The organism is Streptomyces sp. NPDC002306, from assembly GCF_053593435.1.
This window is the reverse complement of sequence record NZ_JBSFCK010000006.1, coordinates 295,271-319,272: the sequence shown is the minus strand read 5'-3', so window position 1 is coordinate 319,272 and position 24,002 is coordinate 295,271. Positions and strand designations below refer to the sequence as shown.

The window sequence follows — 24,002 nt, the reverse complement described above, 5'->3', positions numbered from 1 at the left end:
CATCCGTGGGCCCTATTCGTCGGCCCGATCCGTCGGTCCCGTCCGCCGGACCGGTCCTAGTCGCGGACCGCGACGCGGTGGTCCGCTTCCGCCTCCCTCGGGGTGGACTTGGCGACCACGAGGGTCTGCCGGGCGGGCCTGCGGGTGCGCAGTCCGGTGAGGCTGACGAGCAGTCCGACGAACGCGATGCCGGCGACCACCACGAGCCCGGGGCGGTAGCTGTCGAGCACCGCCTGCGGAGTGGCGTCGGCGGAGGTGTTCGCGGTCACCACGGCCGTCACGACGGCCAGGAAGATCGCGCCGCCCACCTGGACCGAGGTGTTGAGCAGACCGGAGACCATGCCCTGCTCGTGGTCCTCGACGCCGTTGGTGGCCTGGATGTTGAGCGAGGGGAAGACCAGCGCGCAGGCCGCGCCGATGAGCAGCATGCTCGGCAGGATCACGGACGCGTACACCGGGTCGAGGTCGACCCGCAGGAACAGCACGTACCCGACGACCATGAGCGCGAAGCCCGAGGCGATCAGCCGCTGGGTGCCGAACCGGTCGACGATCGCGCCCACCTTCGTCGACGACACCGCCACCAGCGCGCCGGCCGGCAGGAACGCGAGCGCGGTGTGCAGCGCCGACCAGCCGAGCAGCGACTGCATGTACAGCGTGACCAGGAACTGGAAGCCGACGTACGACCCGAAGAAGGCCATCGCGCCGAGCTGGGCGCGGATCTGGCTGCCGGAGCGCAGTACGCCGAGCCGGACCAGCGGCCCCGGCGAGCGCCGCTCGACCAGCACGAACGCGGTCAGCAGGGCGGCGACGGCGAGGAAGGACAGCAGGGTGCGGGCCGATGCCCAGCCCGCCTCCGGTGCCTGGACCACGGTGAAGACGAGCAGCAGCATCGAGGCGGTACCGAGGACGGCGCCGGGGATGTCGTAGCCCTGGTGGTCCTTCTCGCGTGCGCTGCGCGGCAGCAGCTTCAGCCCCGCCGCCAGCGCGACCAGGGCGATGGGCGCGGGCAGCAGCATGGTCAGGCGCCAGCTGGCCTCGGTGAGCAGGCCGGACAGCACCAGGCCCATGGAGAAGCCGGTGGCGGCACAGGTGGTGTAGATGGACAGCGCGCGGTTGCGCAGCGGGCCCTCGGGGAACGTCGTGGTGATGATCGACAGGCCGGCCGGTGCCGTGAAGGCGGCGCTCAGGCCCTTGATGAAGCGGCTGGCGATCAGCAGCGGGCCCGAGTCGACGAGGCCGCCGAGCAGGGACGCCAGCGCGAACACGGCCAGGGCCACCAGGAAGACCTGGCGCCGGCCCAGCAGGTCGGCGGTCCGGCCGCCGAGGAGCAGCAGGCCGCCGTAGCCGAGGATGTAGCCGCTGACGATCCATTGCAGCGTCGAGGTCGACAGGTGGAGGTCGGAGCCGATGGACGGCAGGGCGACGCCGACCATCGACACGTCGAGCGCGTCGAGGAACATGGCGGCGCAGAGCACCAGCAGGGTGCCCCACAGCCGCGGGGTCCAGCGTCCGTCGGACGCCGAAGCGGTGAGCGGAGAGGTCATGAGGCCGACACTACATGCACGTGCATCGAATGCAAATGCATTTAATTCCGATGCAACAATCGCCATCCTCTGCTACGGTGCCGGACATGGCGGCGAAGAAGGCCGAGCAGCAGCTCGTGGACGAGTGGCGGGACATCCTCGCGCTGCACGCGCGCACCCAGTGCGAACTCGACCGGGTACTGCACCAGCACGGTCTGTGCGCCAGCGACTTCGAGGTGCTGGACGTGCTGTCCGAGGGTGCTGCGGCGGACGGCTCCTGCGCCTACCGCGTCCAGGAGATCGCCGAGCGCGTCCACCTCAGCCAGAGCGCGCTGTCGCGGCTGATCGCCCGCCTGGAGAAGGACGACCTCGTCGAGCGGGCCATGTGCCCGGAGGACCGGCGGGGCGTACGGGTGGCCCTCACCGAGCAGGGCCGCGAACTGCACGGCGAGGTGCGGCCGGTGCAGCGCGCGGTGCTGACCCGGATGCTGACGGACGGGCCCGCCGACTGAAGGTCACGACTGTGCGGCCGCGGACGGGCGAGCGCGACGTGCGGACGCTGGGGATCCCTAGGCGCCGACCGTCGGCCGCCGAACGGCCGATGAGTGGTGGGCGGTCGACCGTTCGGCAGTCGGCTGGACGGTGTGCTGTCCGGGTCAGCCGATCGCCGACTTCTCCCGCCACAGCGCGGCCAGTGAGGCGTCCCCCGTCACGTGCGGCACGGTACGGCGGTTCCAGAGTGCCAGGTACAACTGCTCCGCCGTGCCGCCCAGTTCGCAGTCGGCGTCTCCCGCCTCGTCCCGCGTGGTCACGGGCGGCTCAGGCGACAGGCGTACGGTCCACACCGCGTCGGGGTCCGTGGCCGGGGTCGCTTCCACGACCGCGCCCGGGGCCGCGTCCGGGGTCGCGTCGAGCACCCGCACCCGCAGTACGCGCGGTGCCTCGGTGCGGACCTGGCTCCTGGAGCGGGCGTGGAACCCGCGCAGGAGCTCGTCGATGCCGTCGGCCGCGAAGCCCGGGGTGACCGGGCCCGGCGTGCCGCCGAGCGCCGACTCCGCGTCGTAGCGGTGGACGGCCGTCTCGTGGGCCTGCCGTCTGGCCCAGAAGAACAGGGGTGAGGGCGCGGGTGCGGGGTGGAACGTCCAGGCCGCGGTGTCGGCGGACGCCCCGGCCAGGGTGTCGACGAGGAGACGGTGGCTGTCCCGGTACCAGGTGAGCAGCTCGGCGCCGTCGAGTTCCGGATGGTCGCCGAGGGGCCTGGGCGAGGTGTGGCCCTCGGCGATGAAGGAAGCCGCCCAGCGATGGACCGCACCCGTGTGCCGCAGCAGGTCCCGCACCCGCCACTCCGGGCAGGTCGGCACCTCGGCGTCGACCCCCGCCGCCTCGGCCGCCGCGGCGAGCGACCGGCCCTCCTGATCCACGAACTCGACGAACTCGGCAGTCTCCATGGGGTGAGTGTGCCGGATGGGGCCGGGCGGGGGGGCAGGAGGGACCGGCACCGCCGTCCGGTTCCCCCGTGGTCACTCGGTCGCGGTTGCCCGGCGCGTGGCGAACCCGATGCAGGCGGCCACCCCGGCCAGCAGCGCGACGCTGGTGAGCGCGAAGGGCAGGGAGAACCAGTCGGCCATGAACCCGATGGCGGGCGGGCCGAGGAGCATGCCGCTGTAGCCGAGCGTGGAGACGGTCGCGACGCCGGTCGGTCCCGCGAGACTGCCCGCGTGTTCGACCGCGACCGGGAAGAGGTTGGCGAGACCGAGCCCCGTGACGGCGAACCCGATCAGAGCCGCCCACGCGGACGGGGCGAGGGCGCCGACCAGCATGCCGACGGTGGCGACGGTACCGCCCGCGACCACGGTTCGGGTCCGGCCGAGCCGCTGGAGCAGCGCCGTACCCGACAGCCGCCCGGCCGTCATCGCCAGCGCGAAGCAGGAGTAGCCGGCCGCCGCGATCCCCGGTGAGGTGTCGAGGTCCTGTTCGAGATGCAGGGCGCCCCAGTCGGCCATGGCTCCCTCGCCGTACGCCGTGCAGAGGGCGATCAGGCCGAGGACGGCGACCAGTCTCCGGGTGCGCGCGTCCGGCCGGCGGGAGCGGTTGCGGCCGGCGCGCGCGTCGGTGGATACCGCCGGGGGCTCGTGGCGCAGGAGCGCGCGCCCCGCGATCGCGGTCACGAGCAGCCCGATCAGGGTGAGGCCGAGCAGGTGCCGGGTGGGCGAGAGGGAGCCCGCGACCAGTCCGCCCAGCCCCGCGCCGACCATGCCGCCGAGGCTGAAGGCCGCGTGGAACGTCGGCATCACGGGCCGGTGCAGCGCGGCGACCAGATCGACGGCGGCACTGTTGAAGGCGACGTTGATACCGCCGTACGCGGCGCCGAACAGCAGCAGTGCGGCGCCGAGCGCGGCCGCGGAGTGGGCGAGCGGGGGCAGGGCGACGCTGAGGGAGAGCAGCACGGCGCAGACCACGGTGACGCGGTGGCTGCCGTAGCGGTGACAGAGCCGGCCGGTGAGGGTCATGGTCACGACCGCTCCGGCGGAGACACAGAGCAGGGCGAGGCCGAGGGTGGCGGCCGAGGCGCCCGTCTGGTGCTTGATGGCGGGGATACGGACGACCCAGCCCGCGAAGACGAAGCCGTCGAGGGCGAAGAACGTGGTCAGGGCGACGCGGAGGCGGGTGAGGTCGCTGCCCTTGCCCGGCACGGCGCTGTGCGTTCGGGTTTTGTTTATTAGCGGCACAAATTCAGGCTAGGGGGCGGGGACGGGGTCGGGCAAGAGGGGCGGCTCCGGGCCGGGCGGGGCGGGAGGCGGGCCAAGGCGGACCCCGTGGGCCGGGCGCCCCGTCCGGGTCGGGCGCGGTCGGGCGCGGTCGGGCTAGGGATGACCTCCGTACCGAGTGGGGGCGGGGACGGGGGCGGGTAAGGGCGGACCTCCGGGCCGTCCGGGTCCGTCGGGCGGGTGGTGTTCGTGGACCGTGCGCCTCGGTCGGCGGGGGCGGTCCTGGGGCGGACCCGTCAGCCCAGGGCGCGGTCCAGGTTGAAGGCCGCGCTGATCAGCGCCAGGTGGGTGAACGCCTGCGGGAAGTTGCCCTGTTGTTCGCCGGTGTGGCTGATCTCCTCGGCGTACAGGCCGAGATGGTTGGCGTACGTCAGCATCTTCTCGAAGGCGAGGCGTGCCTCGTCGACGCGGCCGGCGTGCACCATGGCCTCGACGTACCAGAAGGAACAGATGGAGAACGTGCCCTCGTCGCCTTGCAGGCCGTCGGGGCTGGCCTGGGGGTCGTAGCGGTAGACCAGCGAGTCGGAGACCAGGTCCTGGGTCAGGGCGTCGAGGGTGGACAGCCATTTGGGGTCGGTGGGGGCGATGAACTTGCTGAGCGGCATCATCAGTACGGCCGCGTCCAGCACCTCGCTGCCCTCGTGCTGCACGAAGGCCTGGCGGGTCTCGGACCAGCCCCGGCTGTGGATGCGCCGGTAGATCGTGTCGCGGCTCCGCTGCCAGTGGATCAGGTCGGCGGGCAGGCCGCGCCGGCGGGCCATCCGGATGGCCCGTTCGATCGCGACCCAGCACATCAGCTGCGAGTACAGGAAGTTCTTACGGCCGCCGCGGGTCTCCCAGATGCCCTCGTCGGGCTGGTCCCAGTGCTCGCAGACCCAGTGGACCAGCGCGGACACGTCGTCCCACTGTTCGCTGGAGATGGGCTCCGCCCACTTGTCGTAGAGGTAGATGGAGTCGATCAGCGCGCCGTAGATGTCGAGTTGGAGCTGATCGGCCGCCGCGTTGCCGATGCGGACCGGCGCGGAGCCCTCGTAGCCCTCCAGATGGAGCAACTCACGTTCCTCCAGGTCGGTGCGGCCGTCGATGCCGTACATGATCTGGAGCGGCCCGGAGGGTTTGCCGTCGCCCGGACTGATGTGCCGGGTCACGAACTTCATGAACGCCTCGGCCTCGCCGGAGAAGCCCAGCCGCAGCAGGGCGTAGACGCCGAAGGCCGCGTCGCGCACCCAGACGTAGCGGTAGTCCCAGTTGCGTTCGCCACCCAGCTGCTCGGGCAGGCTCGTGGTCGGCGCGGCCACGATCGCGCCGGTGGGGGCATAGGTGAGCAGCTTCAGGGTGAGCGCGGAGCGGTGCACCATCTCCCGCCAGCGGCCCCGGTACTTGGAGGCGGACAGCCAGCGCCGCCAGTACGCGACGGTGGAGTTGAACTGCTCCTCCGCCTCCAGATGCGCACACCGGCGCGGCATCACCCGGGTGCCGAGCTGGTCGAGGGCGAACACCGCCGACTCGCCCTCGGCGAGCTTGAAGTCCGCGTGCGCGTCTTGCCCGTGCGCCTCCAGGGGCACCGTGGCGGTCAGTCCGAGCGAGAGCTTGGCGGACTCGAAGACGGCCATGTCCTCGGCCAGTCGCAGGGTGTGCGGCTCGGCCCCGTAGTCGAAGCGGGGAGCCACCCGGATGCGGAAGGGGACGGAGCCGCGGACGCACAGCACCCGCCGGATCAGCCGGTGGCGTTCTGCCTCGGCGCACTGGTCGCTGGTGACGGGCATGAAGTCCTGCACCTCGCCGACGCCGTCCTCGGTGAAGAAGCGGGTGATCAGGACGTTGGTATCGGGGAAGTAGAACTGCTTGGTCCGGGCCGGTCCGGTCGCCGCCAGCTCGAAGGATCCGCCCCGGTCGGCGTCCAGGATGCTCCCGAAGACGCTGGGGGCGTCGAAGGAGGGGCAGCAGTACCAGTCGATCGTGCCGTTCGATCCGACCAGGGCCACGCTGCGCAGGTCACCGATCAGCCCGTGTTCGGAGATCGGCAGGTACCGCGCGCCATCCGGCGCGTCTCTGTCGAACGACGTCTCCGTCATCGCAGCCTCCCTGGGCCGGCCCGCACCACGCAGGTCTCCAGCTTAGGACGATCCCGTCCGGGGAGCGCCGGGAAGTCGCTCGGCTGGGCGTACTGCTGGACGGGCCGCTCGGTGGGCCCGGGCGGCCTGGGCTGCTCAGGCTGCTCGGAGGGTGGGCGGCTCGTGCCACTCGGGCGGCTCGTGCCGCTTGGAGGGCTCGGCGGACGGTTCAGGCGGCGGGCGCCTCGGGCCGCGCAGACGGCTCGGGCGGCTCAGGCGGCTCGGGCGGCTCGGGCGGCTCAGACGACGAGGACCCGGACCCCCGCCTCCTCGAACCGTCGCACGGTGTCGGTCCCGGCCGCGGTGTCCGTGACGAGCGTGTCCACCGACTCGGCCGGGCAGATCCGGGCGAAGGCCCGGCGGCCCAGCTTGCTGGAGTCCGCGGCGACGATCACCCGCTCGGCCCGCTCGCACAGCGTCCGGTTGATCGCGGCCTCCGCCTCGTCGTGGGCGGCGGCGCCGTGGGTGACGTCGAGGGAGACGACACCAAGGACCGCGACATCCAGAGTGATCTGTCCCAGCACGCCGTCCGCGAGCGGTCCGACCAGCTCGTACGACTGCGCCCGCGCGACCCCGCCGGTCACCACGATCTTGAACTGCGGCCGTACGGCGAGTTCGTTGGCGATGTTGAGCGCGTTCGTCACCACGGTGAGCGCGGGCGAGCCGGTGGCGAGGTCGCCGCGCACGGCCAAGGCCCGCGCCACCTCGGTGGTGGTCGTACCGCCGGTCAGTCCGACCGCCTCGCCGGGGGCGATCAGCTCGGCCACGGCCTTGGCGATGCGCTGCTTCTCGGAGGCGCGGCGGGCGGTCTTGTAGCGCAGCGGCAGTTCGTACGACACCCCGTGCACGACCGCGCCGCCCCGGGTGCGGACGAGCATCTGCTGCTCGGCGAGCTGGTCGAAGTCACGGCGGATCGTGGCGGACGAGACGTCCAGGTCGGCGGCGGCCTCCTCGACGTCCAGCCGGCCGCGCTCGACGAGCAGCTCCAGCAGCGCCTGCCAGCGGGCGTCGCGCGACATCCGCATCTCTCCGTTCGTCCACGGCACTCGATCTCCCGGCGACCTTAGCGCACCCCACTTCCGTCCAGATGCTTGAAGATGCTCGGAAGCTGGCGATATCTTGCATGAAAAATCACAGGGCCATCCGCTTCGACGGCGATCCGAACGAACGACGTGAACGAACCAGCACGACCGGAACGAACGACCTGAACGAACCAGCACGACCTGAACGAACGACCCGATCACTCGTCTCCGGGGAGGGGCACGGCATGACGCATGTCGAGGAGGAGCTGGTCAGCCAGCCGGAGTGCTGGACACGCGCCGCCGCGGAGGCGGCGGGGCACCGCGCGGCACTGCCGGCGGCGGGGGAGCGGGTCGCGCTCGTCGGCTGCGGCACCTCGTACTTCATGGCGCAGGCGGCGGCGGGCCTGCGGGAGGAGGCGGGACTGGGGGAGACGGACGCCTTCGCGGCCTCGGAGTTCCCTCACGGGCGGGCATACGACCGGGTCGTCGCCCTCACCCGCTCGGGCACCACCACGGAGGTGCTGGAGCTGCTCGCACGACTGCGGGGCCGCACCCGCACGACCGCGCTCACCGCCGACCCGGACACACCTGTCATGGCCGCGGCCGACGACCTGGTGGTGCTCGACTACGCCGACGAGCGCTCCGTGGTCCAGACCCGCTTCGCCACCACGGCCCTCACGCTGCTGCGTGCCCACTTCGGACGGCACGCGGACGCCGTCGTCGCCGACGCCCGTACGGCGCTCACCGCCGACCTGCCCCAAGAGCTGGTCGCCTGCGCCCAGTTCACCTTCCTCGGTCGCGGCTGGACCGTCGGTCTGGCCAATGAGGCCGGGCTGAAGATGCGCGAGGCCTCGCTGTCCTGGACCGAGGCCTACCCCGCCATGGAATACCGGCACGGCCCCATCAGCGTCACCACCCGGGGGACGGCCACCTGGATGTTCGGCGAGGCACCCGCAGGACTGGCCGGACAGGTGGGATCCACCGGCGGCCTCTGGGTCGAGGGCGGCCTGGACCCGCTCGCCGAACTGGTCCGCGCCCAGCGGCTCGCCGTCGCGGTCGCCGCGGCCCGTGGCCTGGACCCGGACAGCCCGCGCCACCTCACCCGCTCGGTGATCCTCACCCCCGGAAAAGCACGCTGAGGCCCCACAGCTTCTTGAGCCACCTGCTCATTGAGCCCCGGCTTCTTGAGTTCTCCGTTCCTTGAGCCCCGAAGCCGCAGGACTCCCGGCCCCTCCCGCACCGGAAAGGAACGGCCGTGCCGCTCACGACCACCGGCGAGCTCGTCACCCGCGCCGCCGCGACCCGCTCCGCCGTCGCCGCCTTCAACATCATCACGCTGGAACACGTCGAGGCCGTCATCACCGGCGCCGAGGCGGCCGAGTCGCCCGTCGTCCTCCAGGTCAGCGAGAACGCCGTGAAGTTCCGCTACGGGCGGCTGCTCCCGCTCGCCCGTGCCGCGGCCGCGGCCGCCGAACGCGCCACCGTGCCGGTCGCGTTGCACCTCGACCACGTCCACAGCGACGCTCTGTTGCGGCAGGCGCCGGCCGCCGGTTTCAGCTCCGTGATGTACGACGCCGCCCGGCTGCCGTACGCGGAGAATCTCGCCGCGACCCGGGCCGCCGCCGACTGGGCGCACTCCCAAGGGCTCTGGATCGAGGCGGAGTTGGGGCAGGTCGGCGGCAAGAACGGAGTACCGCCGCTCGACCCCCACGCGCCCGGCGCGCGCACCGACCCTTCCGATGCCCGCGCCTTCGTGACGGACGCCGGTGTCGACGCGCTGGCCGTCGCGATCGGCAGCTCCCATGCCATGACCACCCGCACCGCGGCCCTCGATCACGCCCTCCTGAAGGGCCTCTCCGGCACCGTCGACGTCCCGCTCGTCCTGCACGGCTCCTCCGGCGTCCCGGACGACGAACTGACCGCGGCGGTCTCCGGCGGTATCGCCAAGGTCAACGTCGGCACCGCCCTCAACATCGCCATGACCGGGGCCATCAGGGACTTCCTCGCCGCGCACCCCGAGGCCGTCGACTCACGCGAATACCTCGGTGTGGGCAGGGAGGCGATGGCGGGAGCGGTGACCCGGATCATCGGAGTCCTGGGCTGAACCGGCGCCGACGCCCGGTACTTCAGCCGGTCGCGTATCGACACGACCCATCCGCCGACACATCTACGGCGTGCCTGCCTGCTGGTCGGTCCGCCGGTGACCGCGGCCGTCGGGGTCGACGACGACCGGGAACGCCGGATCACGGCGGAGCTCAGTGCCGTGCGCGGCGAGGTGGCACGGACGGTCCTGCGGGACGGGTTCGCGCACTAGTTCACGCGTCGGCCTGCGCGCGAACCGACGCGTGGGCCGTCCCCGTCAGTTCCGCTTGACCGCCTTCAGCACCACGAACTTCGGGTCACCCGCGACCAGTTGGCTGTTGCCGAACAGGCGTCGCAGCTTGAGGTGGTAGCCGAGGTGCCGGTTGCCGACCACCCACAACTCGCCGCCCGGCCGCAGCGCGCGCCGGGCTCCGGTGAACATCCGCCAGGCCGTCGCGTCGGTGGTCGCCTGGTGGGAGTGGAACGGCGGGTTGTTGAGGACGATGTCCACGCTGCCCGCCGGTACCCCGGCGAGACCGTCCCCGACCCGGAACTCGGCGTGCCCCGGCACCCCGTTCGCCTTGTACGTAGCCTCCGCCGACGCCACCGCCTGGAACGACTCGTCGACGAACAGCACTTCGGCGTCGGGGTTCGCCAGCGCCACCGCCGTACCGACGACGCCGTTGCCGCAGCCGAGGTCCACCACCCGCCGGTCGCCCCTGCTCGCGGGCAGGTGCTGGAGGAAGAACCGGGTGCCGATGTCGAGTCGGTCGGCGCAGAAGACGCCCGCGTGGTTGACGACGGTGTGACCGGAAGCGGGACCGACGCCCTCGGGCAGCGGATAGGCGTACGGCCATGGGTTCGCGGGCCGCTCCAGCGCCGGGTCCGGGGTGCAGAAGATCAGGCGCGCCTTCTGCTCGGCCAGCGAGGTGCGGGTCGGGCCGAGGATCCGGTCGAACAGCTGAAGCGTCGAGGAATGGATCTCCTTCACCATGCCGGTGCCGACCACGACCGTGCCCTCGTGCACCGCGGGCGCGAGCCGCAGCAGCTGGTCCTCCAGGAGCGCCAGGCTCTTCGGCACCCGCACCAGGAGCACGTCGACGCGCTCGGGCGGGGGATCCTGGGTGGTGAGCAGCCGTACCGTCCCGGTCTCGACACCGTTGCGGGCGAGGTTGGCCCGCGTCGCCTCCTGCGCCAGGAACGAGTCGGTGATCTGCGTCGGCCCGTGGGCCGCGAGCGCCGTGACCAGGGCGCCCCAGCGGTCGCCGACCACGACGACCGTGCCGGACAGCGGGACGCGCTGCTCGGCCAGGTACCGCAGGAGATACGCGTCGGAGGCGTCCCAGGCCCGCAGCCGTTCACGCGGGTCCTCGGGGAACCGGGCCAGCGCGAGCTCGCCCCAGGGAGTTGTCATACGGTCGTCCATCGTGTCTCAAGGCTAGCCGAGCCGCAGCTCAGGACTGGTGGGGGAGGATGGTGGCCATGGACGCCGAACTGTTCCCCCGGGAGCGTACGGAGGTGGCGCCGGGCGCGGTGCACATGCCGGACTGGCTCGACACCCGGCGGCAGCGGGAACTGCTCGACGCCTGCCGCGAGTGGGCCCGCCCGCCGGCCGGGCTGCGCACGGTCGTCACCCCCGGCGGCGGGACCATGACGGCCCGGCAGGTCTGTCTGGGCTGGCACTGGTACCCGTACGCCTACGCCCGCACGGTCGCCGACGGCGACGGCTCCCCGGTCAAGCCCTTCCCCGCCTGGCTCGGCGAGCTCGGCCGGCGGGCGGTGGCCGACGCGCTCGGCCCGACGGCGGTCGCGTCGGAGCCGTACGACATCGCGCTGATCAACTTCTACGACGGTGACGCCCGCATGGGCATGCACCGCGACGCCGACGAGCGTTCCGACGCGCCGGTGGTGTCCCTGAGCCTCGGCGACACCTGCGTGTTCCGCTTCGGCAACACCGAGACGCGCACGCGCCCCTACACGGACGTCGAGCTGCGCGGCGGTGACCTGTTCGTCTTCGGCGGCCCTTCGCGGCTCGCCTATCACGGGGTGCCCCGGGTCCACCCCGGCACGGCTCCGGCCGGACTCGGACTGACGGGACGGCTGAACGTCACCCTGCGGGTGAGCGGGTTGCGGTGAGCCGCTCCCGCGACGCGGGCTCCTTCGGGGAAGCGCCGGGAGAACGGTCGGCGTCCGTACTCCCGGCGCGCGGCACCCGGATCGCGCCCGGCGCGACCACAGCGACCGGTGCGCCCAGAGTGACCAGATCGACCAGAGCGAACGCGTCGCACACGTCGCACGCGTGCCGACCGCGCCCCGGACGTGATGGGCGCGTACGCCGTCCACAGCCACCCCGATCGCGGCTCCCGCGACCGTCCGGCTCCCGCCCGGCGCACCCTGCGCCGCCGTGCCCCGACGGCCCTTCCCGGAGGTGACAGGGCCGCGGACGTCGGCGGCCGAGCGGATCATGGGAGACTCCCCCTCATGAGCGGCAAGGCGGACCCCCGGCAGGCGGGGGAAGGGACCACCTCGAGGACGCGACTGGACCGGGGGCGCGGAGCACTCGGGCCCGCGTTGGAGCTCGTGCACACCGGGCGCGCTCCGACCCGGGCGGTGCTCACCGTCGAACTGGGCGTCACCCGCGCCACGGCGGGCGCGGTCGCCGCGGAACTGGAGGCGCTGGGCCTGATCAGGGTCGACGCCCGGCCCGGCTCCGCCGCCGGCTCACAGGGCCGCCCCTCGCACCGGCTCGGCCTCGCCGAGGACGGCCCCGTGGCGCTCGCCGCCCAGGTGCACGCGGACGGGTTCCGCGCCGCGCTGGTGGCGCTCGGCGGCCGGATCGTCGCGACCGCCCCCGGCTGCGAGACCGTCGACGCCGACCCCGCGAAGGTGCTCGGATCCGTCGTGGAAGCGGGTGCCGAACTCCTGCGGCAGACCGGGCGGCGGTGCGTGGGCGCCGGGCTCGCCGTGCCGTCCGCGGTCGCCGAACCGGAGGGCCTGGCGCTGAACCCGCTGCACCTGGCCTGGCCGGCGGGGGCGCCCGTGCGGGAGATCTTCGCCGAGTGCGTGCGCGCCTCGGGCATCACCGGACCGGCCTTCGCGGGCAACGACATCAACCTCGCGGCGCTCGCCGAGCACCGGCACGGCGCCGGACGCGGGGCCCGCGACCTGCTGTGCGTGGCGACCGGGCACCGGGGCGTCGGCGGCGCGCTGGTGCTCGACGGGCGTCTGCACACCGGCAGTTCGGGCCTGGCGCTCGAAGTCGGCCACCTCACCGTCAACCCCGACGGCGGACGCCCCTGTCACTGCGGCAGCCGCGGCTGCCTCGACGTCGAGACGGACCCGCTGGCCCTGCTCACCGCGGCGGGCCGGGCGCCGGGTCCCGAGGTGTCGCTGCTGAAGCAGGCCGACGACCTGATCCGCGACGAGTACGACGACCCGACGGTCCGCGGGGCCGTCGAGAACCTGATCGACCGCCTCGGTCTGGGACTCGCCGGTCTGGTCAACATCCTCAACCCGGACCGGATCATCCTCGGTGGCCTGCACCGCACCCTCATCGACGCCGACCCGGACCGGCTGCGCGCGGTGGTCGCCGACCGCAGCCTGTGGGGCCGCAGCGGAAGCGTGCCCATCCTGGCCTGCTCGCTGGACCACAACAGCCTCGTCGGAGCCGCGGAGTTGGCGTGGCAGCCGGTGCTCGACGATCCGCTGGGAGCACTGGCGGCCCTGTGAAGCGGGGTGCCGGAGGCACTTCGCAGGGCGGTTGCGGCACAGGTGCTTCGTCGGGCGGGACGCGACCGGTGACTCGTGAGGCGCGGGCGCGACCGCTGCTTCGTGCGGCACGCGCGACCGCCGCTGCGTCGGGTGGTGTGCCGCCGGTACGCGCAGCATCGCGCCGCCGACGACTGCGGCACAATGGCTGATGACGGGGGAACGTCCGGCGCCGTGAGCCGGACGAGGAGGGGGCGACGTGGTGCAGTGGCAGGGGACCGACTTCACCGTCGACGGACGCGAGCCGACCAGCGCCGAGGACCACTACCAGATCGGTCTGCACTGCTGGAACAGCGCGCAGCACCGCGCGGCCGCCTCCTACTTCCTGGAAGCCGCCGCGGCCACCGGCCACAGCGCCGCCGTGGAGCTCCTGGGGCACGCCGACTACGTGCGGGGGCACTACGCGCGAGCGGTGCCGCGACTGCGGCAGAGCACCGGATCGCCGCGGGCGGCCTACTACCTCGGCTCGCTGTACCACCAGGGCTGCCCCGAGGCGGGCATCACACAGTCGTACGACGAAGCGGGCCGTTGGTACCGGGCCGCGGCCGAACTGGGCGAGCCCGAAGCGATGCTCGCCCTGGGCGACCTGTACCTGGAACGGCTGCTGCCCCTGACCCACGCTCCCGCCCAGCACGCCCTGGAGTACTTCCTGGCGGCCGCCGCGCGCGACCACCCCTATGCCCAGTACCGTGCCGCCGAGCTCTACCGCACCCTGTACCAGGACGTCGAGCGCGCCGCCGCGCTGTACCGGGCCTGCGTGGACAACCCGATGACCGGCCGGCACGCCCTGGGGTCGATGATGACGCTGCAGAGTCAAGCCCACCTGCGCGAGATGTCGGCGACGGGGGCCGCCCGTCTGGAGCAGCAGCGGCGCGACGCCGTCAACCCCCCGCGTTCTCGCGGCGACTTCTACTGAGCGGCGCCGGTCGGCCGCCTGCCAGGATGCGGCCGCCTGCCAGGATGCGGCCGTCAGTCAGGATGTGGCCGTCAGTCAGGATGCGGCCTCCTGTCAGGATCGATCCCCTTGTCCGGATTCAGCCGCACGCCAGGATCCAGAGGAAGACGGCGGTCGCCCGCACCAGGTCTTCCGTCTCCTCGGTCTGGTCCCGCAGCGCGTCGGGCACGTGGTGCGGTTCCCAGGACGCCGGGTCCGCGGGCGGCTGCGGCTCGGCCGCCCACAGGCGCTCGACCTCGGCGGTGCTGGGCTCTAGCCGGGCGCAGGCGCGGGCCGTCGTGGTGAGGACCTCCGCCAGCGGGCCCGGGTTCCCGTGGCTGTCGCGCGGCAGGGTGTCGGCGGCGCCGGACAGGGACGCGGTGACGTGGAGCAGGTGCGATGCCCGCGTCAGCCAGCTCGGCGCCGGGTCCGCCGGGGTGGTGTGCCGGGTCGTCAGTTCTCGGTCCAGCCCGGTCCGCGTCCCGGTGGACCGTTCCTGTGCGGTCGGCTGCCATGTCCCCCGCTGCCGGAGGTCGTCCGCCCGCCGCATGGCCTCGCGGGCCAGGACGAGGGCCGCCGGCCAGTCGCCGCCCTCCCAGTCGGGCGTCGCCCGCACTTCCCGGACCCGGTAACCGAGCGTCGGCCGCACCTCGGCCGGGCGCGGCCGCGGGAGATCGGCGGCGAGGTGGGCCCGCAGTACGGGCTCGACGCCGGCCATCGATTCGGCGCTGCCGATCCCGATCCCGCCGGTGCGGGCGCCTTCGGGTACGGGCCCGTCGGCGAGCGGTCGGGCGCCGGGATCGTAGAAGCGCGTGGTGTCGGCCAGGGGGACCTGGTCGACGAGGGTTCCGGCGTCGTGGGCGGCCCGCCACAGCAGCAGGCCCAGGTTCTGACGGCGGCTTCCCCAGGGCCACTTGGGCCACGGGGCACGACGCGCGGAGAACCGGCGGGCGGGCGGGGCGCCGAGGAGGAGGCCCTGCTCCTCGTACCAGGCGATGAGGAGGCCTGCCTGGTGACAGGCCCGCTCCCATGCCCCGCAGCCGTACGCGGCCCAGTGCCTCGACTCCCACCCGTTCACGTCTGTCTCCACGGGACGCACCGTACCGGGACCGTGAGGCCAACCCGCCAGGAGCCTGGTTCAACTGACGCGCCGATGGCCGCCGTCGCTTCGGTGACGAAGCCGCGGGGCTTCGGGGAGCAGGGGTGGACGGCCCGCGTACTCCCGCTGGTGTACGCGCACTGCCGCTGGCCGTACGACGACCCGGCCCCTGTCCAGGGGCGAGTCTCGAGACATCGCGGAAGACCCGCGACAGGCCGCGCCGAAGGTCGCGCCGAGGGCCCCGAGCCCCACCGCAGACGTTCCGCGGGCCTCACCACAGACCCACCCCACCGCGGACCTCACCGAGGAGATGCCCCGAGATGAACACCCTGGCCGACTGGGACGGCGGTCCCGGACCGTGGATCCTCTTCTTCCCGCTGATCTGGGCGGTGGTCGTGATCGGCGTGGTCACCGTCCTGCGCCGCACCGCCCCGCGGGGCCGCCGCGGTCCGTGGAGCGCGCTCGGCGAGGCCCGGCCGTCGGGCGACTCGCCCGTCGCGGTCCTGGGCCGCCGTTTCGCCTCCGGCGAGATCGACGAGGACGAGTACTGGCGCCGGTTGTCCGTCCTCGACGAGCAGTTCGGCCGCCCGGGCAAGGGCGGTGCGGCGTGAACGCGTCGAGGACGTCGACGGCCGTCACCACCAAGCCCCGGACGGCCGCCCGTGTCGTCGACGCCGTGAAGGTCTACGGCGGTGGCGACACCGCGGTGCGGGCCCTGGACGGCGTCGACGTCGCCTTCCCGGCCGGCCGCTTCACCGCGATCATGGGGCCCTCGGGTTCCGGCAAGTCCACGCTGATGCACTGCGCGGCCGGACTCGACACGCTCAGCTCCGGAGCCGCGTACCTCGGCGACACCGAGCTGGGTACGCTGGACGACCGTCGGCTGACCCTGCTGCGGCGCGACCGGATCGGCTTTGTGTTCCAGGCGTTCAACCTGGTCCCCACCCTGACCGTGGCCGAGAACATCACGCTGCCGCTGGACCTCGCGGGCGCCGGCCACGACGCGGAGTGGATCGACGAGCTCGTCGACACCGTCGGCCTGCGCGACCGGCTGCACCACCGGCCGTCCGAACTCTCCGGCGGCCAGCAGCAACGTGTCGCCGTGGCACGGGCGTTCGCCGGCCGGCCGGACGTCGTCTTCGCCGACGAGCCGACCGGCAACCTCGACTCCCGCTCCGGCGCGGAGGTGCTCGGTCTCCTCGGTGACGCCGTGCGCCGGATGGACCGCACGGTCGTCATGGTCACCCACGACCCCGTCGCCGCCGCCCACGCGGACGAGGTGGTGTTCCTGGCCGACGGACGCCTGGTCGACCGTATGGACGCCCCGACCGCCGACAAGGTCCTGGACCGCATGAAAGCCTTCGAGGTGCCCTCGTGAACGCCTCCGTACGCCTGAGCCTGTCCTCCTTGCGCGCCCACCGGCGGCGCTTCGCCGGCACCTTCTTCGCGGTCTTCCTCGGAGTCGCCTTCCTCGCCGGGACGCTCGTCATGGGGGACACCCTGCGCGCGAGCTTCGGCACGATGTTCGGCGAGGCCACGGCCGGGACGGACGCGGTCGTGCGCGGCGCCGACGCCATCACCACGCCCGGCGAGAGCCAGGGTGTGCGACAGCCCGTCGCCACCTCCCTGGCCGCGACCGTCGAGCGGATCCCCGGTGTCGCGGCCGCCGCCCCCGAGATCCAGGGCGCGGGCCAGCTCGTCGGCAGCGACGGCGATCCCGTCGGCGGCCAGGGACCGCCCACCCTCGCCGGCAACTGGATCACCGACACGCGGCTCAACCCGTACCGCCTCGCCGAAGGCCGTGCCCCGGTGAGGTCCGGGGAGGTCGTCGTCAACCGCGGCGCCGCCGAGAGGGGCGGTCTGAAGCTCGGCGACAGGACCGTCCTGCGCACCCCCGACCCGGTCGAGGTGACCGTCGTCGGCCTGGCGACCTTCGGCGGCGCGGACGGCATGGCACAGGTGACCTTCACCGGCATGACCCGTGCCGACGCCGAGAGGTACCTCACCGCCAGGCCCGGCCAGGCGTCGAGCATCAAGGTGCGGGCGGACCCCGGCGTCAGCGAGAAGGAACTGGTCGCGCGGCTGACTCCCGTACTCCCGGCCGGAGTCGAGGCCATCACCGGTCAGGCGGCGGCGCAGGAGAACACCGACATGATCGCCAGCCAGTTCCTGACCGTCTTCACCACCCTGCTGCTGGTGTTCTCCGGCATCGCGCTGCTCGTCGCGACCTTCTCCATCCACAACACCTTCGCCATCGTCGTCGCCCAACGCGCCCGCGAGAACGCGCTGTTGCGTGCCCTCGGCGCCGCGCGCCGACAGGTGACCGAGGCGACGCTGGTGGAGGCGGGCGTGGTCGCCGTGACGGCGTCCGCCGCGGGCCTGGCGGGCGGCATCGGTATCGCCGCCGGGCTCCAGGCGCTGTTCCCGGCCATCGGATTCCCCTTCCCCGAGGGCGACCTGGTGATCGGCGGTCTGTCCCTGCTGCTGCCCCTCGCGGTCGGCGTCGTGGTGTGCCTCGGCTCCGCCGTGCTGCCCGCCGTACGGGCCGGCCGTACCGCGCCGCTGGCCGCACTGCGCGAGACGGCGGTCGAACGGTCCGGCTCCTCCCGCGCGCGAGCCGTCCTCGGCGCGGGGCTCGCCGTCCTGGCTGTGGCCCTGACGCTCACCGGAGTCCTGGTGTCCCCGTCCCTGTGGTCCGCGGGACTCGGCGCGGTCCTCGCGCTGGTCGCCTTCGTGGTCCTCGGCCCGGTCGCCGTCGGCCCGGCCGTGCGGCTGCTCGGCGGCCCCGTCGACCGGCTGCGCGGTGTCACCGGCGCCCTCGCCCTACGCAACGCCCTGCGCAGCCCTAGGCGTACGGCCGCCACCGCGAGCGCCCTGATGATCGGGGTCGCCGTCGTCGCGCTGTTCACCGTGTTCGGCGCCTCGCTCAAGGCGACCATGGACCAGACCGTGTCACGGTCTTTCGCGGGTGATGTGGCCGTGAGCACACCGTCGTTCGGGGCGGGCGGCAGCGGGCTCAGTCCACGGCTCGCCGCGGCCGTCGGCGCGCTGCCCGAGGTGGACACCGCGGTGGGACTGGGCCGCGCAGTCGCTGAAGTCGACGGCGACGGACGGGCGTTGACCGTCACCGACCCGGACGCCCTGGCCCGCACCTTCGACCTCGGCTCGGTCCAGGGGTCCCTGCGCGACCTCGGCACCGACGGCATCGCCGTCACCCGGCAGGAAGCCGACGAGCGGGGCCTGACGACGGGCGACATCACCCGCCTCACCTTCACCGACGGCGAGCGGCGGACCTTCACCGTGCGCGCCGTCTACGGCCGGTCCGAACTGGTCGGTGACTACGTGATCACCCGCGCCGCCTGGGCCCCGCACCGCACCCAGGACTCCGACACCCTCCTCGCCGTCTCCTTCAAGGACGGAGTGAGCGCGGACGACGGCAAGGCGGCCGTACAGCGGGTCGCGGCGCGGTACGGCGCCCCGGAGGTGCAGACCCGTGCCGAGTACGCGCGCTCCTCGGCGGGCGGTATCGACATGATGCTCAGCCTGGTCTACGCGCTGCTCGCCCTCGCGGTGCTCATCGCGCTGCTCGGCATCGCCAACACGCTGACGCTGGCGATCCACGAACGCACCCGGGAACTGGGTCTGTTGCGCGCCGTCGGGCAGACCCGATCCCAGTCGCGCGCCATGGTCCGCTGGGAGTCGGTCCTGGTCGCCGCCTTCGGTACCGCGGGCGGACTCGGCCTCGGCGCCTTCCTCGGCTGGGTGCTGGTGAAGGCGTCGGACGGCGCGAGCGACAGCGCCTTCGCCTTCGCGATACCGCCCGTGCGGCTCGCGGTGGTGGCGCTGGTCGGCCTCGCGGCCGGAGTCGTGGCAGGCGTACGTCCGGCCCGGCGGGCGGCACGACTCGACGTGTTGCGGGCACTCGCCACCGAGTGACCCACCGCGTCCCGCACGACGAACCGCGCGTCGATCACCGTGATGGGGACGGGCGGGTCGTGGCCCCGGTCGCAGGGTGGGCTCGGGGCGGGCCGTGGCCCGGTCCGGCTCGGCGGGCCGCCGCGGCCCGTGGCCGGGTTCGCCGGGGTGGGACGTGTGGTCGTGGCCCGGTTCGGCAGGAGGCGCATGCGCCGGTCGTCGCCCGCTTCACCGAGGTGAGCACGGGCGGGCCGTGGCCCGGGTCGCAGAGGTGAGCACGCGCGGGCCGTGATGCGGGTCGCGGTGGTGTGCTCGGGCGGCCCGTGGCCCGGTTCGCCGAGGCGGCCACACGAAAGTCGTGGCCCCGTCCCCCGTCGTGGGAAGCCGTGGGAAGCCGTGGGAACACGCCGGTCCCCGACGGGAGGCGTCAGCCGGTCGTAACGCCTGCCCTGATGAGGGGGACAGGCACCGGCCCCGGCCCGGTCACCGGTGAAGCACCCACCGATCACCGGCGGACGCACCCACCGATCACCGCTCGGTCAGCCGGCGACGGCCGACCGGGCGGGAGCGTGGGCCGGCCTGAGGTCGTCGGTCGTGACCTCGACCTCCGTGAACCGGTGCGCGGGCTTGTCCGCGACCGTACGGCGCGCCGGGCGCGCGGGCGGAGGGGACGTCGGGAGCGTGAACCAGACGACCTTGCCGGACTCACCGTCCGGCCGGACGCCCCAGCTCTCGCTCACGGCGGCCACCAGCGCGAGCCCGCGCCCGCAGGTGGCCAGGGGTTCCGCTTCGTCGACCACCGGAAGACGGGGGTCGTGGTCGTGCACCGAGACCGTGAGCCGGTCGACCACCAGTTCCATCTCGACGGTGCATGTCTTGTCGGGCTGGGCGTGGCGGTGGACGTTCGTCAAGAGCTCGGTCACACCGAGCGCGGCGCGGTCTATGAGGGGATCCATATGCCAGTAGCGCAACTGCGCAGATACGATTCTGCGGACCTGGCCGATCCGCGACGGCAGGGCTTGGAGCTCCACCGTGCAGTGCCTGCTTGGGTGACTGATCACGGCTGCGACTCCCCGACGTGAGGTCCGGAAGAACACGGAGTTCGGATCCAGCAGGACTGTGTGAAAGGGCCGCCTGCTGTCATGTCCGGCGGGCTGGTTCGCAGCGTTATCGCCGGTAAACCCAGAGTGACGTGAGACCAGCGTGGCCCAGGGGGTCCGCCGCCGCAACTCGCGGTGACTCAGCCGCCACGCCCCGCGGCCCTGCGCACGGCCTCGATGAACCGGCGTGCCGCGGGCGGCCCCGGCTCGCCGGGAGCGGGGTCGTGGTCACCCAGGGTGAGCGAGTACCGCGTGCCGTTGACGTCCGCCGAGGCGCGGTCCTCCGGCCCGAACCAGGGTTTCGACGCCCGCACCGCCTGCACCGGCGCGCTGTCGATCTCGCTGCCGTAACTCGTGAGCAACTCCAGCCTGCCGCCGCTGATCCGGACCTGCCCGGCCCGGGTGAGCGAGCGCAGTCTCTTCCCGATCCGCACGCCCGTCGCCGTGAACTCCGGCTCCGCCATGCCGTTCCGCCCCCTTGTGCGCGTGGGTCCGGTTGGACCGCGCTCCCGCGTGGGTGACCCACCCCGTGGCGTGATCCAGCCCGATTCCGTGATCCAGTGTCCGCCCCCGTCCGGGACCTTCCGTCCCGCCCGCTGAAGTCTGCCCGCGTACCGCGGTGAGCACCAGTACGCACCAGGCCCGAGCGGCGGCCACCCGGAGCACTCGCCCGAATGCGCCCCCCGGTGTCCGCCCCGCGCGCCCGTACGCCCGTTCCCCAGCTGTCCTTTGGGTGGCCCAAAGCTGTGTTTATGCAGGTGAGAAGTGGTGCGGAAGATGCCTATGATCGGGAGGTCGGCCGCGCGACGCGCCGTCGGCGTGGACCGTAAGGAGCACCGCCGTGAGCGCCACCCAGCAGACCCGGACCGGCGAAACCCTCGACGTCGACCGCAGCGACACCAGCTACCGGGACTGGCTGAAAGAGGCCGTCCGCAAGGTCCAGGCGGACGCCAACCGCTCGGCCGACACTCACCTGCTGCGTTTTCCGCTGCCGGAACGGTGGGGGATCGACCTGTATCTCAAGGACGAGTCGACCCACCCCACCGGAAGCCTCAAGCACCGCCTGGCCCGCTCACTCTTCCTCTACGGTCTGTGCAATGGCTGGATCCGGCCGGGCCGCCCGGTGATCGAGGCGTCCAGCGGCTCGACGGCCGTCTCCGAGGCGTACTTCGCGAAGCTGATCGGCGTGCCGTTCATCGCCGTGATGCCGCGCACGACGAGCGCGGAGAAGTGCCGACTGATCGAATTCCATGGCGGCCAGTGCCATTTCGTCGACGACTCGCGCCGGATGTACGAGGAGTCCGCACGCCTCGCGACGGAGACCGGCGGCCACTACATGGACCAGTTCACCTACGCCGAGCGGGCCACGGACTGGCGCGGCAACAACAACATCGCCGAATCGATCTTCCGGCAGCTGGAGTTGGAGCGGTTCCCGGAACCCGCGTGGATCGTCGCCACGGCCGGCACCGGCGGCACGTCGGCGACCCTCGCGCGCTACGTCCACTACATGCAGTACGACACCCGTATCTGCGTCGCCGACCCGGAGAACTCCTGCTTCTTCGAGGGCTGGACCACCGGCGATCCGGACGTCACCTGCGACTGCGGTTCGCGCATCGAGGGCATCGGCCGGCCGCGGATGGAACCGAGCTTCGTGCCCGGCGCGGTCGACCGCATGATGAAGGTCCCCGACGCGGCGAGCGTCGCCGCCGTGCGGGCCCTGGAGCGGGCCATCGGCCGCAAGGCGGGCGGCTCCACGGGCACCGGGCTGTGGAGCGCCCTGAAGATCGTCGCCGAGATGGTGGCGCAGGGGCACCGGGGGAGCGTGGTGACGCTGCTGTGCGACCACGGGGACCGCTACCTCGACAAGTACTACGCGGACGCGTGGCTGGCCGAACAGGGCCTGGACATCGAGCCCTACACGGCCGCGATCGACTCGCTGCTGGAGACGGGCGTGTGGCCGCACTGACCGGCCGCCGCACACTCGCCGGTCCGGGAGCGACGCCACCGCAGGGCCGGCCGCGTGACCGGGCCGGCCGCTCCATGCCGAGCCAGGAGCCGCGAGCCACCGAGCCAGGAGCCGCCGGCTACCGCGCCAGCCGTCCGTCCAGCGAGGTGACCGCGTTCCGGAAGGCCCGCCCGAGCCCCGGCCGGGCCAGCCGCAGGACGCAGCGGAAGCTCGCCGTACCGTCGGCGGCGAAGGTCCACCGCACGCGGGTGCCGGTGTCCGTCGGCGTCAGCCGCCACTCCTCGACCAGTGCCCGGGCACCCGGCGCGTTGGTCGCGTCCACCCGGTAGGCGTAGACCTCGGGGCCCTTCGCCGCGAGGACGGTCTCCTCGAAGCGGGTGCCGCCCCTGAGCCGGATCTCCCGTCCCGCGCCGTCGTCGGTCGGCCGGGCGAGCGTCACCGCCGAGAACCACGCGACCCAGCCCGGCACGTCCTCGGCGAGCGCCCGGAAGAGCGGACCGGGGGCGGCGGCGACATCCCGCGCGAAGACCATACGGACCGGCGCGGTCTCGACGAAGTCGAGCCCCACCGGGCGCAGACGACGAGCCATCGACAAGCCCCTCAGGTCAACAGGCGAAGGAGAGCGGGCGGTTGAGCCGACAGAACCCTAGCTGACGTACCGTCAGATGTCTGTATCCTCGTCGGGCTCGCCCGCCACCACCAGGCGCCGAACGTGCTCCGAGATGTCGGCGCGGACCCGGGCCGCAAGCCCGGCGTCGGTCACCCAGGTGTCCACCTGCTCCAGCGCCGCGAACGAACTCAGGCCCACCGTGCCCCACTTGGTGTGGTCGGCGACCACGACGACCCGCCGCGCCGACTGCACCAGACGCCGGTTGGTCTCGGCCTCCGCCAGGTTCGGGGTCGACAGGCCGGCCTCGATCGATATCCCGTGCACACCGAGGAACAGCACGTCGAAGTGGAGCGCCGCGATCGCCTGGTCGGCCACCGGCCCCACGAGCGAGTCCGACGGCGTGCGCACCCCGCCGGTCAGCACCACCGTCGCCGCGCCCTGCCGCTGGCCCGAGGTCCGCTGCGCCACGTGGAAGACGTCCGCCACCCGCACCGAGTTGGTGACCACCGTCAGATCCGGCACGTCCACCAGCTGGTGCGCCAGCGCGTACGTCGTCGTACCGCCCGAGAGCGCGATCGCCGAACCCGGCGCCACCAGCTCGGCCGCCGCCCGCGCGATGTCCTCCTTGGCGCTCAGCTCCAGCGCCGACTTGGCCTCGAAACCCGGCTCGTGCGTGCTCGCCTCGACCACCGGGACCGCGCCGCCGTGCACCTTCTCCACCACGCCCTGCCGGGCGAGCGCGTCCAGGTCGCGGCGCACCGTCATGTCCGACACACCGAGCTTGCGCGTCAGCTCGTTGACCCGGACCCCGCCACGGCGCCGGACCTCGTCCAGGATCAGGGCGCGCCGCTGCTCCGCGAGGAGGTTCTGATTCTCACTCACGTACGCTCCGGTCCTTTCGCCTCGGCCGCCTTCAGCCCCGCACACCCGCTCCGACGAGGACATTCCTGCCGTCCGGGGTGCGTGGGCGTCCCATCCTCGCACGGGGTGACCCCCGTCGCGCCACCGCCTGCTCCGACGCGGTCATGTCATTGAGCGGGTGGTGTCGCCGCGTTCTCGCACGTATCGGGGAGATTCCGTGACGGGAGGTGTACACCACGC

At 73.0% G+C, this 24,002-nt stretch carries 21 protein-coding genes; 10 read left to right on the top strand and 11 right to left on the bottom strand.

Annotated elements, in window-relative coordinates; all coding sequences use genetic code 11:
- Nucleotides 1–56: 56 nt before the first annotated feature.
- Complete coding sequence (locus ACWCQK_RS15360; RefSeq protein ID WP_451155607.1) at nt 57–1,544, bottom strand: MFS transporter; 1,488 nt, start codon at nt 1,542–1,544, stop codon at nt 57–59.
- Nucleotides 1,545–1,630: 86 nt separating this feature from the next.
- Between ACWCQK_RS15360 and ACWCQK_RS15355 the strand changes: the two genes are divergently transcribed.
- A complete protein-coding gene (locus ACWCQK_RS15355) occupies nt 1,631–2,035 on the top strand; it encodes a MarR family winged helix-turn-helix transcriptional regulator (protein ID WP_451155606.1) in 405 nt (134 codons plus the stop codon).
- A gap of 144 nt (nt 2,036–2,179) precedes the next feature.
- Here the strand turns inward: ACWCQK_RS15355 and ACWCQK_RS15350 are convergent, their stop codons facing one another.
- The 4 genes from ACWCQK_RS15350 to ACWCQK_RS15335 all read right to left on the bottom strand — a co-directional run bounded on the left by ACWCQK_RS15350 (nt 2,180) and on the right by ACWCQK_RS15335 (nt 7,424).
- Nucleotides 2,180–2,971 (bottom strand): maleylpyruvate isomerase family mycothiol-dependent enzyme, encoded by a 792-nt coding sequence (locus tag ACWCQK_RS15350; RefSeq protein ID WP_451155605.1) that lies wholly within the window; start codon nt 2,969–2,971, stop codon nt 2,180–2,182.
- 72 nt (nt 2,972–3,043) lie between these two features.
- The gene (locus ACWCQK_RS15345) at nt 3,044–4,216 is read right to left on the bottom strand and encodes an MFS transporter (RefSeq protein ID WP_451155604.1); all 1,173 of its coding nucleotides are present in this window, start codon (nt 4,214–4,216) and stop codon (nt 3,044–3,046) included.
- A gap of 311 nt (nt 4,217–4,527) precedes the next feature.
- On the bottom strand, nt 4,528–6,366 hold the full coding sequence (locus ACWCQK_RS15340; RefSeq protein WP_451155603.1) for a glycoside hydrolase family 15 protein: 1,839 nt from the start codon (nt 6,364–6,366) through the stop codon (nt 4,528–4,530).
- A 278-nt stretch (nt 6,367–6,644) separates the two neighbouring features.
- Complete coding sequence (locus ACWCQK_RS15335; RefSeq protein WP_451155602.1) at nt 6,645–7,424, bottom strand: DeoR/GlpR family DNA-binding transcription regulator; 780 nt, start codon at nt 7,422–7,424, stop codon at nt 6,645–6,647.
- A gap of 248 nt (nt 7,425–7,672) precedes the next feature.
- Here ACWCQK_RS15335 and ACWCQK_RS15330 point away from each other — a divergent pair, with 248 nt between their 5' ends.
- Entirely contained in the window at nt 7,673–8,566 is an 894-nt protein-coding gene (locus tag ACWCQK_RS15330) for an SIS domain-containing protein (RefSeq protein ID WP_451155601.1), read from the top strand.
- 116 nt (nt 8,567–8,682) lie between these two features.
- Entirely contained in the window at nt 8,683–9,531 is an 849-nt protein-coding gene (locus tag ACWCQK_RS15325; protein WP_451155600.1) for a class II fructose-bisphosphate aldolase, read from the top strand.
- A 255-nt stretch (nt 9,532–9,786) separates the two neighbouring features.
- On the opposite strand, the gene ACWCQK_RS15320 is transcribed toward ACWCQK_RS15325, so the two are convergent.
- Nucleotides 9,787–10,923 carry a methyltransferase gene (locus ACWCQK_RS15320; protein ID WP_451155599.1) on the bottom strand — a complete coding sequence of 379 codons (1,137 nt, stop codon included), beginning with the start codon at nt 10,921–10,923 and terminating at the stop codon, nt 9,787–9,789.
- A gap of 68 nt (nt 10,924–10,991) precedes the next feature.
- Between ACWCQK_RS15320 and ACWCQK_RS15315 the strand changes: the two genes are divergently transcribed.
- The 3 genes from ACWCQK_RS15315 to ACWCQK_RS15305 all read left to right on the top strand — a co-directional run bounded on the left by ACWCQK_RS15315 (nt 10,992) and on the right by ACWCQK_RS15305 (nt 14,193).
- Nucleotides 10,992–11,645, top strand: a complete 654-nt coding sequence (locus ACWCQK_RS15315; RefSeq protein WP_451155598.1) for an alpha-ketoglutarate-dependent dioxygenase AlkB family protein — start codon at nt 10,992–10,994, stop codon at nt 11,643–11,645.
- A gap of 345 nt (nt 11,646–11,990) precedes the next feature.
- Entirely contained in the window at nt 11,991–13,238 is a 1,248-nt protein-coding gene (locus tag ACWCQK_RS15310; RefSeq protein ID WP_451155597.1) for an ROK family protein, read from the top strand.
- Between the two features lie 238 nt (nt 13,239–13,476).
- Entirely contained in the window at nt 13,477–14,193 is a 717-nt protein-coding gene (locus tag ACWCQK_RS15305; protein WP_451155596.1) for a tetratricopeptide repeat protein, read from the top strand.
- Nucleotides 14,194–14,311: 118 nt separating this feature from the next.
- Here the strand turns inward: ACWCQK_RS15305 and ACWCQK_RS15300 are convergent, their stop codons facing one another.
- Nucleotides 14,312–15,301, bottom strand: a complete 990-nt coding sequence (locus tag ACWCQK_RS15300) for a hypothetical protein (protein WP_451155595.1) — start codon at nt 15,299–15,301, stop codon at nt 14,312–14,314.
- Nucleotides 15,302–15,630: 329 nt separating this feature from the next.
- Here ACWCQK_RS15300 and ACWCQK_RS15295 point away from each other — a divergent pair, with 329 nt between their 5' ends.
- Genes ACWCQK_RS15295 through ACWCQK_RS15285 form a run of 3 tightly spaced genes read left to right on the top strand, consistent with a single transcriptional unit; the run spans nt 15,631 to nt 19,246 of the window.
- Complete coding sequence (locus ACWCQK_RS15295; RefSeq protein WP_451155594.1) at nt 15,631–15,921, top strand: SHOCT domain-containing protein; 291 nt, start codon at nt 15,631–15,633, stop codon at nt 15,919–15,921.
- The gene (locus tag ACWCQK_RS15290; protein ID WP_451155593.1) at nt 15,918–16,688 is read left to right on the top strand and encodes an ABC transporter ATP-binding protein; all 771 of its coding nucleotides are present in this window, start codon (nt 15,918–15,920) and stop codon (nt 16,686–16,688) included. Before ACWCQK_RS15295 ends, ACWCQK_RS15290 begins: the two co-directional genes overlap by 4 nt.
- Nucleotides 16,685–19,246: an ABC transporter permease gene (locus tag ACWCQK_RS15285; RefSeq protein WP_451155592.1), complete on the top strand. Its 2,562-nt coding sequence runs from the start codon at nt 16,685–16,687 to the stop codon at nt 19,244–19,246. The genes ACWCQK_RS15290 and ACWCQK_RS15285 overlap by 4 nt, the downstream gene beginning before the upstream one ends.
- Nucleotides 19,247–19,764: 518 nt before the next feature.
- On the opposite strand, the gene ACWCQK_RS15280 is transcribed toward ACWCQK_RS15285, so the two are convergent.
- Complete coding sequence (locus tag ACWCQK_RS15280) at nt 19,765–20,286, bottom strand: ATP-binding protein (RefSeq protein ID WP_451155591.1); 522 nt, start codon at nt 20,284–20,286, stop codon at nt 19,765–19,767.
- A gap of 179 nt (nt 20,287–20,465) precedes the next feature.
- Nucleotides 20,466–20,789, bottom strand: a complete 324-nt coding sequence (locus ACWCQK_RS15275) for a hypothetical protein (RefSeq protein ID WP_451155590.1) — start codon at nt 20,787–20,789, stop codon at nt 20,466–20,468.
- Nucleotides 20,790–21,166: 377 nt separating this feature from the next.
- Between ACWCQK_RS15275 and ACWCQK_RS15270 the strand changes: the two genes are divergently transcribed.
- Nucleotides 21,167–22,291, top strand: coding sequence for a PLP-dependent cysteine synthase family protein (locus ACWCQK_RS15270; protein WP_451155589.1), 1,125 nt, complete (start codon nt 21,167–21,169; stop codon nt 22,289–22,291).
- Nucleotides 22,292–22,409: 118 nt separating this feature from the next.
- Here the strand turns inward: ACWCQK_RS15270 and ACWCQK_RS15265 are convergent, their stop codons facing one another.
- Nucleotides 22,410–22,880 (bottom strand): SRPBCC family protein, encoded by a 471-nt coding sequence (locus ACWCQK_RS15265; protein ID WP_451155588.1) that lies wholly within the window; start codon nt 22,878–22,880, stop codon nt 22,410–22,412.
- A gap of 72 nt (nt 22,881–22,952) precedes the next feature.
- Nucleotides 22,953–23,783 carry a DeoR/GlpR family DNA-binding transcription regulator gene (locus tag ACWCQK_RS15260; protein WP_451155587.1) on the bottom strand — a complete coding sequence of 277 codons (831 nt, stop codon included), beginning with the start codon at nt 23,781–23,783 and terminating at the stop codon, nt 22,953–22,955.
- Nucleotides 23,784–24,002: the final 219 nt, after the last annotated feature.